This is a genomic window from Streptomyces noursei (assembly GCF_016917755.1).
GTDB classification, from domain to species: Bacteria; Actinomycetota; Actinomycetes; order Streptomycetales; family Streptomycetaceae; genus Streptomyces; species Streptomyces yunnanensis.
This window is the reverse complement of the sequence record NZ_CP070326.1, coordinates 1,664,438-1,679,452: the sequence shown is the minus strand read 5'-3', so window position 1 is coordinate 1,679,452 and position 15,015 is coordinate 1,664,438. Positions and strand designations below refer to the sequence as shown.

At 69.3% G+C, this 15,015-nt stretch carries 14 protein-coding genes; 1 reads left to right on the top strand and 13 read right to left on the bottom strand.

What is annotated here, in order from left to right; all coding sequences use genetic code 11:
- Window positions 1–98: 98 nt before the first annotated feature.
- The 10 genes from JNO44_RS07150 to JNO44_RS07105 all read right to left on the bottom strand — a co-directional run bounded on the left by JNO44_RS07150 (window position 99) and on the right by JNO44_RS07105 (window position 11,732).
- Window positions 99–1,061, bottom strand: coding sequence for an Lrp/AsnC family transcriptional regulator (locus JNO44_RS07150; protein ID WP_205362361.1), 963 nt, complete (start codon window positions 1,059–1,061; stop codon window positions 99–101).
- 251 nt (window positions 1,062–1,312) lie between these two features.
- Entirely contained in the window at window positions 1,313–2,482 is a 1,170-nt protein-coding gene (locus JNO44_RS07145) for an amidase domain-containing protein (RefSeq protein ID WP_205362359.1), read from the bottom strand.
- A 116-nt stretch (window positions 2,483–2,598) separates the two neighbouring features.
- Entirely contained in the window at window positions 2,599–3,888 is a 1,290-nt protein-coding gene (locus JNO44_RS07140; RefSeq protein ID WP_205362358.1) for a polysaccharide deacetylase family protein, read from the bottom strand.
- Between the two features lie 60 nt (window positions 3,889–3,948).
- Window positions 3,949–5,934: a transglycosylase domain-containing protein gene (locus JNO44_RS07135; RefSeq protein WP_205369455.1), complete on the bottom strand. Its 1,986-nt coding sequence runs from the start codon at window positions 5,932–5,934 to the stop codon at window positions 3,949–3,951.
- A 520-nt stretch (window positions 5,935–6,454) separates the two neighbouring features.
- Window positions 6,455–6,625, bottom strand: a complete 171-nt coding sequence (locus tag JNO44_RS07130) for a hypothetical protein (protein WP_205362357.1) — start codon at window positions 6,623–6,625, stop codon at window positions 6,455–6,457.
- Between the two features lie 270 nt (window positions 6,626–6,895).
- Window positions 6,896–7,171, bottom strand: coding sequence for a MoaD/ThiS family protein (locus JNO44_RS07125; RefSeq protein WP_205362356.1), 276 nt, complete (start codon window positions 7,169–7,171; stop codon window positions 6,896–6,898).
- A 4-nt stretch (window positions 7,172–7,175) separates the two neighbouring features.
- Window positions 7,176–8,327, bottom strand: coding sequence for an acyl-CoA dehydrogenase family protein (locus JNO44_RS07120; protein WP_205362355.1), 1,152 nt, complete (start codon window positions 8,325–8,327; stop codon window positions 7,176–7,178).
- Window positions 8,324–9,157, bottom strand: a complete 834-nt coding sequence (locus JNO44_RS07115; RefSeq protein WP_205362354.1) for a hotdog family protein — start codon at window positions 9,155–9,157, stop codon at window positions 8,324–8,326. Before JNO44_RS07115 ends, JNO44_RS07120 begins: the two co-directional genes overlap by 4 nt.
- Window positions 9,158–9,168: 11 nt before the next feature.
- Window positions 9,169–9,981 carry a methyltransferase domain-containing protein gene (locus JNO44_RS07110; RefSeq protein ID WP_205362353.1) on the bottom strand — a complete coding sequence of 271 codons (813 nt, stop codon included), beginning with the start codon at window positions 9,979–9,981 and terminating at the stop codon, window positions 9,169–9,171.
- 29 nt (window positions 9,982–10,010) lie between these two features.
- On the bottom strand, window positions 10,011–11,732 hold the full coding sequence (locus tag JNO44_RS07105) for a class I adenylate-forming enzyme family protein (RefSeq protein ID WP_205362352.1): 1,722 nt from the start codon (window positions 11,730–11,732) through the stop codon (window positions 10,011–10,013).
- 383 nt (window positions 11,733–12,115) lie between these two features.
- Here JNO44_RS07105 and JNO44_RS07100 point away from each other — a divergent pair, with 383 nt between their 5' ends.
- A complete protein-coding gene (locus JNO44_RS07100) occupies window positions 12,116–12,253 on the top strand; it encodes a hypothetical protein (protein WP_205362351.1) in 138 nt (45 codons plus the stop codon).
- A 34-nt stretch (window positions 12,254–12,287) separates the two neighbouring features.
- Here JNO44_RS07100 and JNO44_RS07095 read toward each other — a convergent pair whose 3' ends face one another.
- The 3 genes from JNO44_RS07095 to JNO44_RS07085 all read right to left on the bottom strand — a co-directional run bounded on the left by JNO44_RS07095 (window position 12,288) and on the right by JNO44_RS07085 (window position 14,994).
- Window positions 12,288–12,986 (bottom strand): IclR family transcriptional regulator, encoded by a 699-nt coding sequence (locus JNO44_RS07095; protein ID WP_205362350.1) that lies wholly within the window; start codon window positions 12,984–12,986, stop codon window positions 12,288–12,290.
- 877 nt (window positions 12,987–13,863) lie between these two features.
- Window positions 13,864–14,190, bottom strand: coding sequence for a group III truncated hemoglobin (locus JNO44_RS07090; protein ID WP_205362348.1), 327 nt, complete (start codon window positions 14,188–14,190; stop codon window positions 13,864–13,866).
- Between the two features lie 537 nt (window positions 14,191–14,727).
- Complete coding sequence (locus JNO44_RS07085; protein ID WP_205362346.1) at window positions 14,728–14,994, bottom strand: protealysin inhibitor emfourin; 267 nt, start codon at window positions 14,992–14,994, stop codon at window positions 14,728–14,730.
- Between the last annotated feature and the right edge of the window lie 21 nt (window positions 14,995–15,015).

The following is a 15,015-nucleotide window of genomic DNA, read 5'->3' as shown; positions in this document are numbered from 1 at the left end:
CGGGTTTCACGCGCCCACCGTCGTCGAACCCACCGGTCCGCAACAGGAAGGCCCCCGGAAGTCGGCGATATCCGATGTGCCAGGGCCCTCTGCCGGCGCTATCCGACGATCGGGGAGGCTTGCTTGAACACCCGCATGCTGGGTGCGGTCTCCACCGACCGCACCCCGGGCAGCGCCGCCACGGGACCCGTCAGGTACCCGTACAGCGCCGTGCTGCCGCTGCACTGCACACTCGCGTAGAGATTGGACGCACCGGTGGTGGCCGCCGCGAAGCTCACCTGCGGATGTGCCGCCAGCGCCTCGCCTGCCGCTGCCAGGTCGCCCGGTGCGATGCTCAGCCACAGCGCGGCGGACGTCCGCAGTCCGAACACCGCCGGATCGAAGTCCACGTCGAAGTACACGACCCCGCCCGCGCGCAGTTCCGCCAGGCGGCGCCGCACACTTGTCTGCGACCAGCCCGTCGCCGAAGCCAGCGACCGAAACCCGGCTCGCCCGTCGAGCGCCAGTGCCTCCAGCAGTGCGTGGTCCTCTGCGGTCAGCTCTACCGGCGACGTCACCGGCTCGGTGGCCGGTGGCCGCAGCCGCGCTCGCTGATCGGAGGTCACCGGCCCGTTCTTCGTCAGCGGACTGGTACTGCCGCCGAAGAACGTGTGCAGGACGCAGTGCGCACTCACGTCGGTCACCCGGGGGGTGCGCGGGAGGCGGGCCAGCAAAGTCGACTCCTCCGCCGGAGCGTCGGCCTGCGCCTGCACCATGCAGACGAGCTCCGAGCCGCCTGAGGCGATCTGCACCCAGGAGGTCTCCGGCTGCCGTGCCAGCGCACGCGCGAGCCCCACGGCCGCCTCCGGCACGCACCGCACCCGCACCACCCACACCTGCCGCCCGACGGCCTGCGGGCGTACCGCCCCCAGCACCCGCACCCCCGCCTCGGCCCGCAGCCGTGCATACCGGCGCGCGATCGTCTGGTCCGACACCCCAAGCACCTCACCGACCAGCGAGAACGCCACACGTCCATCGATCTGCAGCGCCTGCAGCAACCCGCGGTCCAGCCCGTCCAGCATGCGTCCTCCTCACTGACCACGTCGTCGATGAGCGGGCGGGCGGCCGGTACCCCGGTTGGGGACCGGGGTACCGGCCGCCAACCGGGGGCTGCCCCCACGGAGTCGGCACACGGCGAGAACTACGGTGCGGATGCGCGTCACCGTGCGTGCCGTGGGCGTTCGCGGTGGCTGCGACGGTCACACCACCGTGCGGGGACTCCGCAGTGCGGTGGCCGAGGGCCGCAGCGCAGGCCGCTGGTGTCGGGCACCGCTCAGGTGCGGTAGGCGTAGTACGCGGCGTACGGGTACGACGCGACGAGGCTGGCCACCGACCTGTTGTAGGTGTCGTTGGAGTGATACGTGACATACGGCATGCCCTGCTGACTGCGCTTGGTGACGATCATGGAGTGGTCCTTGGACCCGTCCTTGTCGAAGTCCACCTGCAGCACGTCGCCGACGTCCATCTGGTAGACGTTCGCGAGACTGGTGGCGCGCTTGGAGGACAGGGCGAACCAGGAGAACTCGTTGACGCCGACGAACGAGTCCGACTGGATCTCGGCGTTGCCGAACCACTTGTGGAAGTCCGTCGTGTAGCCGGGGACGTGCTGCCAGCCGCCGGCCTTGAGGGACTGGCTGACGAAGTTGGTGCAGTCCCCGCCGGCACCGACGCCGCTGAAATCGGGGAAGTCCGGGTTGTAGCTGTTCCAGTACTTCGTCGCGTAGGCCGCCATGGCCTTGTAGTCGTACCCGGTGTTCGTGTTCTTCGGGGCGGGCCGTGCGGGCCACGTCGTGGCCGAGCGGGTCGCCGAGGGCGGGTCGGCGGCGGTGGCCGGCGCGGCGACGGAGGGCTTGGCGACCTGGTTCACCGCGAGGTAGCCGTCGTCGGTATCGCGGACACCGGTCAGCCGCCAGTCACCCTTGCGGTCGGCCTGGAAGGAAAGTTCGTGGTGGGCCCGGAACCCGGTGGTCTCGGGCTCGGCACCCTGGGCCTCCTCGTACGCCAGAGTCGTGGTCTCGGTGACCTCGACCGTGGCATACCGGCCTTCCACCCGGGTGGCGTCCAGCGTGACACGGGTGCCGGCTCCGCTGTACTTCTCGCCGAGCCGGGCGAGGCGGGACTTGCGGGCGCGCAGTTCGTCGAGCGTCGATCGCTCCTCGCGCGACTGCGTCTCGGACAGCCGCACCTTTCCGGTGAAGCCGGACGTCCGCTGCGGGTGTGGCTTCTGGCGCCCGCCCCGGGCATCGCTCACCAGGGACTGCGTGCGATCGGTGAAGACCGCGTCGGCCAGGCGCTGAAATGCGACCTTGGTTGCCGAGTCCACCGTCGGGCCGGCCGGGGCCGCCGCGCTCGCGCTCTGGTTGGGCAGCAGGATTCCCGTGGCCACCGAGGCTGTCGCCACCGTGACTATGGTGGCGCGGCTCCACTTGCGGCCTGTTCTCATGGATTTCAACGATGTTCCCCTCTGCTCCGGTAGACAGCCCGGGCGATCGAGTTTCGCGTGAGATAGGTGAAATGCGTAAAGGGGCCTGGGCGATGGGAGCCAGGCCGGTTTCCGGGTCACCGGACGACCGTGGACCAGTCCGGCGACTGGGCCGGATCCAGGCCGCGCAGGCGCTGCAGCGTTTCGGGCTTCTGCACGTCGAGCCAGTCGGCGAGTTCCTTGAAGGACACGCACTTGACGCCCTTCTTGGTGCAGACTTTCTTGATCACCTGGTCGACGGCCTTCATGTAGATGCCGCCGTTCCAGTCCTCGAAATGGTTGCCGATGAACAGCGGTGCCCGGCTGCCGTAGTAGACACGGTTGAAGCCTGACATGTAGGAATCGACGGTCTGCTGCTCCCAGGCGACGTACTTGGCCGGATCGCCCTTGGTCTCGCCATGGGACTGGTTGTAGAGGAAGTTGAAGTCCATCGACAGACCCTGGTAGTTGCCGCCGGGGTACGGAAGCATCTGCAGCGGAAAGTCCCAGATGCCGTTCTTCTTGCTCGGCCATATCTGGAAGTCGCCCGGGGAGCTCGCGTCGTAGCGCCAGCCGTAGCTCTTCATGGCTTTGAGCAGGTTCGGCTGCCCCTCCAGACAAGGGGCTCGACCGCCGGTCACCTCCTTGCGGAAGTCGAAGGGCAGCGCGGGAGTGTCCTTGTCGCCGGTGTTGGTCCGCCACTTCTCCACGAAGTCGTAGAACTGGTCGATCTCGCTCTTCCACTCCTCCACGCTCCAGTCGGCGCCTCCCTTGGCGCCGCAGAAGTGGCCGTTGAAGTGGGTGCCGATCTCGTTGCCGTCCTCGTAGGCCGCGGCGAGCTGCGTCAGGGTGGTGCGGATGTGCTCGTCGGTGGGGTAGCTGATCGCCGCGGAGCCCACCGGGTGCTGGGGCGGGTGGTAGAGATCCTTCTTGCTCTTGGGCAGCAGGTAGATGCCCGTGAGGAAGAAGGTCATGTGGGCGTCGTGGTCCTTGGCCATGTCGCGGTAGTGGGAGAAGAGCCGGTCGTCGCCCTCCAGCGCACCGTCCCAGGAGAAGACGACGAACTGTGGTGGCTTCTCCCCTGGTTCGAGCGGCACGGCCTTCAACTGCCCCTTCTGCGGGCCGGTGTAGGAGGTCGATCCGTCCCCGAGGATCTTCGGCTTGCCGTCCCACTCCGGCTCCCTGCGAGGCTGCGGCGGGCTCTGGGCGACCGATCCCCCCTTGCCGCCGGAAGGAGCCGAAGCCTGGCCGTCGGTCTGGATCAACACCAGGTAGCCCGCGGCGGCCGCGCAGACGACGAGGGCGGCTGCCGCAAGGGCTGCGAATCGGGTACGGACGGTGCGGCGGGGTGCGCGCGCCTTACGGCGGCGGCCCGGAGTCGACTTCATACAAGGCTCAAATCTGCGAGGGAGGTTCCGGTGCGGATGCGGGTGCGGACGGTCCGCCGGTCAGCGCAGTGGGCCCATGGCTCCCGCCCAGATGTCGTACGGGGCGCTGTCGGCGGCGGTTCCCGCGAGCCCCTTCAGCGGCAGCGGTTCGAGGCTCTTGGCCAGATCCATGCGGTAGACGACCACGGCCGTCGACACGGCGCGGGCCGTGCCGACGTACCAGGCGGCCGTGTCATCGGCGACGGTGCCGGCCTTGCCGGACACCGCCGCCGCGGCGGGAGCGGCGTCGGGGTGGGCGGAGCGGAAGGAGTCGGCGAGCGCCTGCGTCACCTCCCCGGCCACCTGGGCGGATACCGCGCGGTGCGCGTCCGGGAGGTCCAGCCGCACGGCCGAGCCGTTCCGGGTGACGCGGCGCACGGAGTACGGCTCGACGTGCTGTCCCGCGGCGGCGAAGGTGGCGTAGCCGCTGGCCATGCGGATCGCGCTCGGCGTGGAACTGCCCAGGGACAGGGCGGGTACCTGCGGCCCCATGCTCGACGACAGCAGCCCGGCCGCCTGGGACGTCTGCTTGACCTTGTCCAGGCCCGTGTCCATGCCCAGTTGCATGAAGGGGGTGTTCACCGACTTGGCGAGCGCCTCGCGCAGCGTCATCCGGCCCCAGGACTTCCGGCCGTCGTTGTGGGCGGTGACCTTCTTGCCGCTGCGGTTCCAGTAGGGGCCCTCCGGTGTGCTGACGGGCACGCCGTCGTCGCCGTCGTAGAGGGACCGCGGGGTGACCCTCTCCCTGGGTGCGTCCCGCCGCCTGACGACGCCGTGCTCCAGACCGGCCGCGTACACGAACGGCAGGAAGGCCGAACCGGCCGGTACCGTCCCGGCATTGGACTCGTTGTAACCCTGCTTCCGGTGGTCCGGGCCGCCGTAGACGGCGAGGATGCGGCCGTCGGTGGCCAGCGACGCGACGCCGTAATGGGCGGTGGCTGCCGCGTCCGGATGGGTCTGCCGGACCTTCTTGCGCGCCTTGGCCACCACGTCGTCGAGGGCCGCCTCCCGTTTGCGGTCGAAGGTGGTGTAGATCTGATAGCCGCCCAGGTCGAACTGCCGGTCCGAGAGGTGCCCGGCTTTCTTGGCGTATTGGGAGGCGAGTTCCACCAGGTAGTCGCTCTGCTGACCGGTGTCGTACAGCGGGTTCTGTTTGAGCGGCTCCGGGAAGGTCCGGTACCCGGCCCGTTCGGACGGCGACAGCCTGCCGATCTTGACCATCCGGTCCAGGATCCAGTTCCAGCGCTCCACCGCCCGGTGGTGGTTGGCCGCACTCAGAGTGGGGTCGTACAGGCCGGCGCCCTTGAGCAGCGACGCCAGGAAAGCGGCCTGGCTCGCGTTGAGTTCGCTGGCGTCCTTGCCGTAGTAGGCCTGTGCGGCGCGCTGGATGCCGTAGGTGCCGCGGCCGAACCAACTGGTGTTGAGGTATCCCTCCAGGATCTCGTCCTTGCTCAGCCGGTTGTCGAGCTTGAGAGCGATCATCGCCTCGGTGAACTTGCGGCTGACGGTCTGGTCCTGGTTCAGGTAGACGTTCTTGACGTACTGCTGGGTGATGGTCGAGCCGCCCTGGGTGTCGCCCTGACCGACCGTGCGCCACAGGGCGCGGGTGAGGCCCTTGAAAGAGACGCCGGGGTCGCTGTAGAAGCTCTCGTTCTCGGCCGCCAGCACGGCCCAACGGACGTCCTCGGGTATGTCTTTCAGCTGCATCGCCTGCCGCTGCACCCAGCCGGTGCGGGCCATGGGGGTTCCGTCGGACCAGAAGTACACGTTGTCCTGCTGGGTGGCGTACGCGTTCAGGTCCTCGGGTATGTCGGTGACGGCGTAGGCGACGGCCAGGAACAGTCCGGTCAGGCCGACGGCCGTCGACACGATGCCCAGCCACTGCCGACAGGAGGGCACCCAGCGGCGCCAGCCGGTGCGGCCCGCACGCGGATAACGCGGCCTGAGCCGGCGCACGAACGGCGCCAGCCGCGCGATGAGGGGGCCCAGCAGCGTACCGATGCGCAGGCGGGCGGATGACGACTGCGCGGCCCGGCGGCCGGCCCGCCCGTCGGTCCGCTCCGGCCGTCGCGGCAGTATGGTCTCGCCGGTCGGTGCAGGCGGTTCGACCCTCAGCTGCAACGTGCGTTCGGGGTCTGTGGACGTGGGTGCCGGGACGCCGCTCCCTTCACTGGCGAGAGGCTCCCGACGCGCGATCCGCCGGCGGCCCGACGGCCCGTGGATCTCATCCGGGCTACCTGGCCCCTGCCCAGCCCCTGTCACTCCGTGTCCCCTCCGCACTCTGCGTGTGGCTCGCGCGGGGTGACGCAGCCGCCGCAGACGCAACTGCCATCCCGCACCCCCCCAGCCACGCCGCGGCCTTCACCACATATACAAACCTATCAGCGACCTTTTCGAAATCTCCACACAAAGACCGAATGGAAACAATCGGGCGGTGCCTGACGCGCCCTCATCCCGTCATCGCCGACAAGCCAGGAGCGATCGGATACCGGTGGGCCGGTGGATGCCGCGGCCGCGGCGAGCGGGGTCACCAGGGCCGGGAAGGGGCGCGACCGTCGGCGCCCCAGGTCGTGTCGCCCCCGACCCTCCACACGCCCGGCCGGTCCACCGCGGAGCGGGCCGCCATCCAGCGGGCGGCGACGTCCGGGCCGAAGAGGTCCTCCGCCAGGACGTCCCCCCACCACCGCACGTGATCCATGAACAGGCTCACGGTGGCGCCGAGTCGGGCGGCACGGCGGAGGCCCGCGTGAGCCGCGGCCCCGGGGTGCCGGGTGCCGTGCTGCTGGCCGGGACGCCGCTGGCTGTTCTCGGGACGAGGGCGAGCACGGGCCTTTGGACCGACGTCCACGACACGGGCAAGACGAGCACCGATCCGCTCGAAGCGCTGCTCGACCATGACGGCCGGAACATGAACAACTGTGGCGAGTGCGGGTGCTCTGGGCTGCGCGGCTCTCGGCGATGGCGAGTTCTATCGGCGGGAGCCTCCGGCGATGGCGGTGATGATGTCGATCGTGTCGTCGGCCGCGGTGGGTTCGTCGAGGGTGTCCGATGCCAACCGGTTGCCGTTGAGGAACAGGCGGTGGACGGCACTGATGTCGCCGTTGCCCTCGAACAGGATCGTCGCCAGCTGGGGGTACTCGGAACAGAGTTGCTCCAGGCCGGCACGGACGGTGGGGGCGTCGTAGGTCAGGTCCTTGCGGTAGTCGACGTACTTGCGCAAGATGCCGCTCACGTGGATCTTCACGGTGTCACTCTCCCGGCTCCCGCAGGGTGGGCCTGATTGTCTGAGTGAGGTGCACGCCGAGGTCGATTTCGACCTTCTCCTGGGGGTTGCCGCCGGCCAGAAGGCCGGAGAAGTCCCGAAGGTGACGTGCGCAAGGACTGGTGTCCAGAAAGCCTTGGGTGCCGGTCAGGCGCTGTGCCATGGCCGCGACTGTCAGCGCGTGTTGTCCGACGGTGTACTTGGCGATCCACGAGAGAGGTGACCACAGGGAATCGTCCTCGCCGTATGCCTCCAACGCCTGGTAGAGGGTGGCCCGGCAGGATTCGACGGTAGCGTGCATGCGGCCGAGCAGGCTCTGGACGTTGGGATAGTCGGCCAGTGGGGTGTCGTGCCGTTCGGTGGCGGCGACGTGCATGGCGCAGGCTTCGGCGATGGCCCGCATCCGCCCGGTCGGGGCGGCGACGAAGAAGGCGGCCTCGGCGTTGAGAATCCTTTGCGCGTGGGCCAGGCCGTCGGTGTCGACGATGCGGTCGCAAGGCACCGCGGTGTCCGTGGCGCGCACAGTGCCGAACCCGGCCGAGCGGAATCCGCTGACGGCAAGCGGGGCGATGCTGACGCCCGGGTCCGTGCGGTGGAGCAGCACAGCGGTGGGGCGGCCTTGTGCGTCGGGGACGTAGGTGAGGAACGCATCGAGTATCCGTGCGCCGGCCACGATGCTCTTCTCCGTGGTCACGGTGATCGTGTCGCCGCGACGGCTGAGGCTGCCGCGGAAATCGAAGGGGTCTCGTTGTTCGGTGTACGCGAACCCGATCAGGGGGAGACGGCCTCCGTCTGTCAACGGCTCCAGCAGATCGGTGCGTTGGTCGTGGTGCAGGCGGCGGATGGTTCCCGCGGTCAGGTAGACCAGGAGGGGGAAGGACAGGTCGGTGCAGCGATAGCCGATATGTTCGAGGACCAGGCCCCAGCGCACCGGAGCGAATCCGTGACCGGTACAGACGTTGGTGGGCAGGGCGCAGTGGAACAGGCCGTGCCGGGCGGCCTCCTGCAGGAGTTCCGCTTGGAGCGGGGCCGCGGCGGCGTCGCGAGCCGCAGCGCCTGGGTTGACGCGGGTGTCGAGAAGGCGGTGCAGCCGACGGTCGGTGTCTGCGGCCACGGCGCCGATCAGTTCCCGGTTCACGGCTGCGCATCCAGGATCTCGACGGCTTCGCCGTGCAGGTGGCCGTCGTCACCGCTGATGCGGTGGGCGAAGGCGAACCGCGTTCCGTCTTGGTGCAATGAGGTGTCGATGGTGGTCCGGTCGTGCAGGAACAGGGGCCGCCTGAGGCGGAATTCAAGGTGGCTGATGCGGCGGCGCAGTCCTTCGCGAAGCAGGGGTTGCGTGTCGGCGAGTGTGTCGATGAGATGCTCGCGACTGCTGCCGATCAATCCGGTGACGTCGACGAAGCACCACTGGTCGGCGGCCTCGCAGACCTGCCGATCGATCAGCCGTGTGTAACTGGCCTGCACCAGGGCCGGGGCGGTGGCGGCCAGGCGGTCGAGCAGTGGAGTGAGCTCATCGGTGAAGGCCGCCTGGTCGTCGATCTCATCGGGTTGGTAGTGGCCGGTGAGGCTGGGAGGAAGTGCCTGCGGGGTCGCCGCCATGGCCCGTGCCACATCGACGGCCAGGGCCCGGCAGCGCATTGTCACAACGGCCAGTTGGCGGCCGTCCGCGCTGATGTGCGTGGTGGTCTCCATCAGGTTGCGCTGCCGTAGCAGGCTGCTGGTGGTGGTCGCGGTGAGCCGTTCGCCGTCCAGGAAGCCGAACGGCTCCTGGTAGGCAAGTCGAATCCCCGTCACCGCGAACCCGGCATGGTGTTCGCGGATCATGGTGGGGAAGGCCACCGCATGCTGGGCTGTCCACGCGGTCCAGCCGGCAAGCATGATCCGCACCGCGGCGACCGGATGGAGCTGAAGAGAGGTGAAGTGACTGGAGTCATAGGGGAATTCGACTGTGGAGTACCTGGCCACGCTCTTCTCCCTCAGCTCGTCGGCCTGGTCGCCGAGGCGACGTGGATCGGAACCGTGCAGAAGGGCGCCGAGCCGCTGTCGCGCTCGTGGAGGTCGGACAGCCACCGTCGTAGCTGGCCGGGCGGTGCTCCTCGGGACTCATGCGCCCACAAAGCGCAGGCGCGCAACTGCAGCACGGTGTCGGCCGTTTCCGCATCGCATCTCTCGCGGTGCACTTCGCTCTGCACGGATACCAGTCCGTGCTCGCGCAGAAGTCGGCGTGCTGCGCTTCCGGACCGTGGCTGGGCGAAACTGCTGCGCACCCACGCGGTCAGCGAGCCCGACTCGGTGTAGAGGGTGGGGCAGGTTGCTGCTGCCTCCTCCATGTCGGGTTCGACCAGGACGACGCAGCCCCCTGGGCGCACCACTCGCGCCATCTCCGCCACCGCGGCGCTCGGATCGGTGTCGTGCAGCAGCAGTCGCTCACCGCGGACAGCCGCAAAGACCCCGTCTCTGAACGGAAGATGATGCGAGTGCGCCTGCATCACCGAGCAATCGCCTGCGCGGGCGCGTGCTTCGGTGAGCATCTGGTGACTGAGATCGACTCCGACGGGGCGGGCGCCGCACTGCCGGCCCCACAGGACCAGGTCGGTGCCGGTTCCACACCCCACATCCAGCACCGGCTCCCTCTCAAGAGCCTTGCTGGCCATCGCGAACGAGCGTTGCTTGGCCGCCTGTACCCCCGGCAGAGCCGCAAACCCGTCAAGGCATCCGATCAGTACAGCGGGCCGATCGGCCGCGTCGACCCTGCCGAATCCGCTGCGTGTTCCGCTGGACTCTGGCACGACAGCCTCCACGCCGTCCCGGAGCCCGATCAGGTCCAGCGGCCCGTGCCGACGGGCCGGGCACCGGGCATCAGCTTCTCCCGCAGCTGGACCCTGGCGATCTTCCAGGTGCCGGTCCGCGGGAACTCGTCCCAGCGGATGCGGACCGGCGCCGCCAGCTCCGGCAGGTCCCTGGTCGCCCGCTGCCACTCGCCGGGATCGAGGGGAGCATCGCCCGAGGTGCTGTAGACCGGGACGGGCGGCTGCTGGGCGGCAGGCAGGATCGCGATTTCGGTCAGTTGGGGCAGCCGGTCCAGCAGCACGTCCTCGAACTCGATGGCACTGCCGCCGGCGATCTGGTCGATCTCCCGGTCGATCAGCCGGACCGCCCCGAACCGGTTGATCACACCGAGGTCTCCGGTGTTCCACCATTCTCCGTTGCGTTTGAGTTCGTGACGGTCCTGCTCTCCGATATAGGCCAGGCAGCGGCCTGGTTGGGAGAACTCGATGAGGCCGACTTCGCCCCGGCGCAGCGGGCGCCCGGATGTCGGGTCCACGGCCCGGATCTTGCCGTATGACGGAATCGGCCAACCCAGACTCTGGTTGACCGGGGGCCGCTTGCCGCGCTTGCGCACCGACCGGCGCACGTACGGCCGCAGTGCGATCGGGCCGCATTCGCTCTGGCTCCATGCCTGGATCCACAGCGCCAGGCGACGGTCGCTGGCATCCAGGAAGGCGCGGATGGTGCGGGTGTGGATCGCGTCGAACGAGTTGAGGAACAGCCTCACGTTCCCGAAGGGGCGGGCCGCCTCGCGCGCCATACCCTCCCAGGAAAGGTACATATTGGGCATGGCCTCCACGACGGTCGGCCGGTGCTCCGTCAGGAGTCGGTGTACCGCCGGCGACGTGGCGTCGGAGAGCATGATCATGCGCAGCCCGATGGTCGCCACCGTGAGCTGATTGGCCATCACCCGCTCGTGCCAGAAGGGGTCGCAGAACGCCCAGGTGTCCTGCGGGCCCATCCACAGCGGCCAACGCTCGGACTCGACCAAGGCCATGCCGTGTACCGACGTCGCGGAATGCATCACGAGCTTGGGCACACCGGTGGTACCCGATGTGTGCGTCACCCACATCGGCTCGTCGGTCGCCCGCAGCCGAGTGGCCGGCACGGACCCACCGCGCAGGCTCGCCAGGTCCACCAGATCACGTCGGCCGTCGGTGCCATCGACACAGACCGTCCGCCGGGTCAGCCTGGCGACGGCGGTCGGATCGAGAGCGCAGCGTTCGAGATGGGCCCGGTCGGTGACCAGGAACGGCCGTTCCAGGCGGCTGAGCAGGATGTGGCAGATCGGCGTGCCGTCCACTGGTGGACCGTACACGCCGGACAGCGGTGCCGGGACGGCGCCGATCCGCGCCGCGGCCGACGAGAGGACCAGCAGGTCGAAGTGGTTGGCCTTGAGGATGGCCACGCGGTCCCATGCCCGCACGCCCAGCTGGTGGAGCCAGGCAGCAGTCTCATCAACCAGGGATGCCCATTGCGTCAGCGTCCGGGTCGGCGGACCCTCGGGGTCGATGTCCGGCGGCCGGTCGGCAATCAGCAGTTGGGACGGGTTCCGCTCCGCCGCGACGTGCCATACCTCGCCGATGCACCTGGTGGCCGGGGGCCGGCCCCCCAGGAAACGGGGCAGGATCCTGCTCGCACCGCGGGTAGCCGCGTACTCGGTGAGGAACTTGGGCAGTTCATCCTGCTGCCCCGTCACATGTGGGGACATGCCGTCACCTTCTTGCGTAGTCGTCGGTCACGTCACGGCGTCGTTCCCGTCCCGAGCCCAACGCGTACTGCCTGGAGTGCGCCCACGACACCTTCCGGCTCTGCGTCGCGCCGGACGGTGCTCTACGGCGCAAAGCCCTACCGACCGTGCGCGGCAACCCTTTTCAGTCTCCGCGAACTTCCTTCTATGCAGGCGTGCCGGGGCTGTGCGGTACCGGAATCGCCGGCACCACGAGAGCATCCGCACCGTACGAACCTCATGCGGAGGTCCCCCGTGCGCGCCGATTTTCCGTCAACGTCCAGAGAGTAGAGCCGCCCGGCAATCCCGCAAACAGGCTGTTCCGCAGAGCGGAACACACCTGCGGACGACGCCATCTTCAAGGTATGAGTGTTCCGCTCAAGGGAACGGGTGGGGACGCCGCCCGCCACAGCGGCCGCCGAGGACACGTCGGCTACTGCCAGGCATTGCTGCTGCGGGACGGGGAAACGGCGGAGATCCTCGTCGTGATCGCCGGCGGCTGACCCCGCCGCCGGGTCGGTGGCCGGTCCGCCTGGGTCAGTTCAGGCAGCGGGCCGCGGCCGTCAGGGCATGTGCGGTCCGGCGGACCTGCTCGACCAGCATGGTCACGCACACACCCGGGCAACCTCCGCCGCCGATCTCCACCGCGGCCACGACCCGGCCGGCGCGGTCGGTCACCGGAGCGGCGGCACGGAACGCCCCAGCGTCCGAGGCGTCGGCGTGGACGGCGATCCGGCGCCGTCGGATGTCGGCCAGGGACCGCGCCAGCCCCGCGCCCGCGGTTGCCGTGCCTGGTCGGAGCGGCCGCTCGGCCTGCGCAAACGCCAGCAGCACGCGGCCCGCGGCCGTCAGCGCGGCCGGGAGCCGGTCGACGTCCTCCGCTCCGTCGTCGAGTCGGTCGGGCCCGTAGATCCGCTCGATGAACTCCACTTCGTCTCCCACGAGTACGCCCAGGCCGACCATCTGGTGCGTCCTCTCGTAGAGCTCGACCAGATGGGGCAGATACCACCGTCGAGGCAGAGCGAAGGACGGCCGGGCGGGGACGCCGACCCGGGGCGCGGCCAGGGCGAGCAGGAATCCGGCACCCGCGCGTCGCACCAGTCCCGCGTCGCACATCGATGCCAGCAGCCGGTGGACCGTGGTCTTGGGTAGGCCGGTGCGGTGGGTGAGGTCCGTCAGCGACAGCGGAACGGTTGCCTCCGCCAGTTCGGCCATGATGACACCGACCCTGTGCACGACACCGGTCACCTGGGGAGTGCTGGCAGTCAGCCTCGACAGGTCAGGAGCACGGTCCGGCGCTCCGGACGCCACGCTGCACACCACACGCATACCTCTGAGCTAGGTCTGGGCAGCCCGCCGCGATCAGGAGGCGCTGCACCGCCGGTGACGGCCGGGATCCGACGTCTCACGGACCTCGCCCAGGGGCAGCGAGGCGCCTCACACGGGAGAGAACCGTGGGTGGTTGGCGCGCGGGACTCCCCGGCGATCTCGGCTGTGGCCAGCCTGATGCTTGCCTTCGCGCAGCAGGGCATTCACGTCACCGGGCATCTCTCGCGCTCCCAGCGCGGGAAGCGGCCGGCTCTGTCCAGTCGACCCCGGCCCGCGGGCGAAGGCAATCCCCCGCCACCGGCGCACGGATGCAATCCTCGCGCCCGGCCCGCGACTGCATGTGCCACCGGCCAGCCCACACGACGTACGCCCCCTGGACGCGCAATGCGCGCCGCTGCGTCCCCACTCCCGATGCCGTACACCCGGCCCGAACAAGGCTGGAGATCTTCCCATGGCTGGCCTACTACGACGCTCGAAGGAATCACAGCGCCCTTGGCTGCCTCTCGCCTACCGAGTCCGAACAGCAACACCAGAGAGAACGAAGACTCACCCGTGCAGCATGCCCCCCTGTGTCCACGCTCCGGGGGCACCTCGACAACAACCGCCCTCAGCACCACACGCTACGACTACGAGCTTGCCCGCTACCATCGCCTCGGTCCCGGTGACGCCTCCTGGCGATGGCAACGGCGACTTCACCGTCCCCCACCGGCCCGTGCTCGGCCTGCTGCCGCCACCGCTTCGGCCCCAGGCCCTCTCCGACGAGCCGCCGATGACGTCGCGAGGGCTACCCGGCCAGAAGGATGCGCATCGAGTGCGCGATGTTCACGGCCAGGGTCTTGGCCCGGTCGGCGGCCGGGCCGACGAAGGTGGCATCAACGCTGTCCTGCCATAGGGCCAACCAGCGTTCGAAGTGACGAGCGCTTAACGGGTGTGCGGCATGCACATTCTGGTGAACCGCCAGCAGATCCCGGCTGGGTGAGGGTTCGTCCAGCAGCTCGCAGCACCAGAAGTCGGTGACGGCCTCGACGTGGCGTATCAGCGGCGTGCCCATACCGGCGAAGACGGGGGCGAGCAGTTCGTCCTCGGCGGCGCAGGCGCAGAACTCGGCCACCAGCCTTTGCACATCGGCTCGATTGGCCAGGGCACGCCCGGGGAGCCCGGTGGTGGGTCGGGCAGGGCCGCGCTGGAGGAGCGTACTCACCGGGAACGTCGACCGTGAGCACGGGCTCGCGGCTTGGGCGGACGGCGCAGGGGACGACGTCAGCCCGTCGCCGGCACGACCGGAGGTCGTCGCCGCGTTCGACTCAAGGGGGGCATTCGTCGGCGGCAAGGATGAACGTATCGACGGTGTCATGCAGGGCGCCTGCCCGCTGACACGGAGACTGCGCCCTCCCTCACTCGTTTGGATGTCGCGACCCCGCCACGCGTTGACGAACGTGGCCCTCTCGGTGCCGCCGGGGCGGGCGTTCTCGCGCATGCCCCTCTTCATTGCGAGGAAGCCGAATCCGGCCGTGATCACGCGGGAGCCGTGGGCCTGTCACCCGTCGTCGGCCGGTGCCCCTCGGAGGCGGTCGCGGTTGACGCTCTGCGGACCCGCTCAGTGGTCCGCAGTTCACTGTGACGCGTCTCCGGCAACGGAACAGTCAGGTCAGGCACCTTCGTGGAGCAATCGCTCGAAGAGCTGGCGCTGGGCGTCGGTCAGGTGGGGGTCCGCGCAGTGTGCGGTGTGGTCGTCCACGGTGATCTCGTACTCGAAGCCGTCGGGAACGACGGGCGACGACTCGGGTTCGGCGGCGGTCACCGCATCCGTTGCGAGGCGTTCCAGTTCAGCCGCGTCGGGACGGCCGCTGGTCTCCAGTTCTGCGTGGAGCGTGAGACCGGCGAAGCCGCCGCTCCGGGTCACTCGGATGTGCATGGAGCGCCTGCACGGTACGGG

What these genes read in the sequence shown, in the direction of transcription:
- JNO44_RS07150 (WP_205362361.1), bottom strand. Translation starts at nt 1,061, where the DNA reads ATGCTGGACGGGCTGGACCGCGGGTTGCTGCAGGCGCTGCAGATCGAT.
- JNO44_RS07145 (WP_205362359.1), bottom strand. Translation starts at nt 2,482, where the DNA reads ATGAGAACAGGCCGCAAGTGGAGCCGCGCCACCATAGTCACGGTGGCG.
- JNO44_RS07140 (WP_205362358.1), bottom strand. Translation starts at nt 3,888, where the DNA reads ATGAAGTCGACTCCGGGCCGCCGCCGTAAGGCGCGCGCACCCCGCCGC.
- JNO44_RS07130 (WP_205362357.1), bottom strand. Translation starts at nt 6,625, where the DNA reads ATGGATCACGTGCGGTGGTGGGGGGACGTCCTGGCGGAGGACCTCTTC.
- JNO44_RS07105 (WP_205362352.1), bottom strand. Translation starts at nt 11,732, where the DNA reads ATGTCCCCACATGTGACGGGGCAGCAGGATGAACTGCCCAAGTTCCTC.
- JNO44_RS07100 (WP_205362351.1), top strand. Translation starts at nt 12,116, where the DNA reads ATGAGTGTTCCGCTCAAGGGAACGGGTGGGGACGCCGCCCGCCACAGC.
- JNO44_RS07085 (WP_205362346.1), bottom strand. Translation starts at nt 14,994, where the DNA reads ATGCACATCCGAGTGACCCGGAGCGGCGGCTTCGCCGGTCTCACGCTC.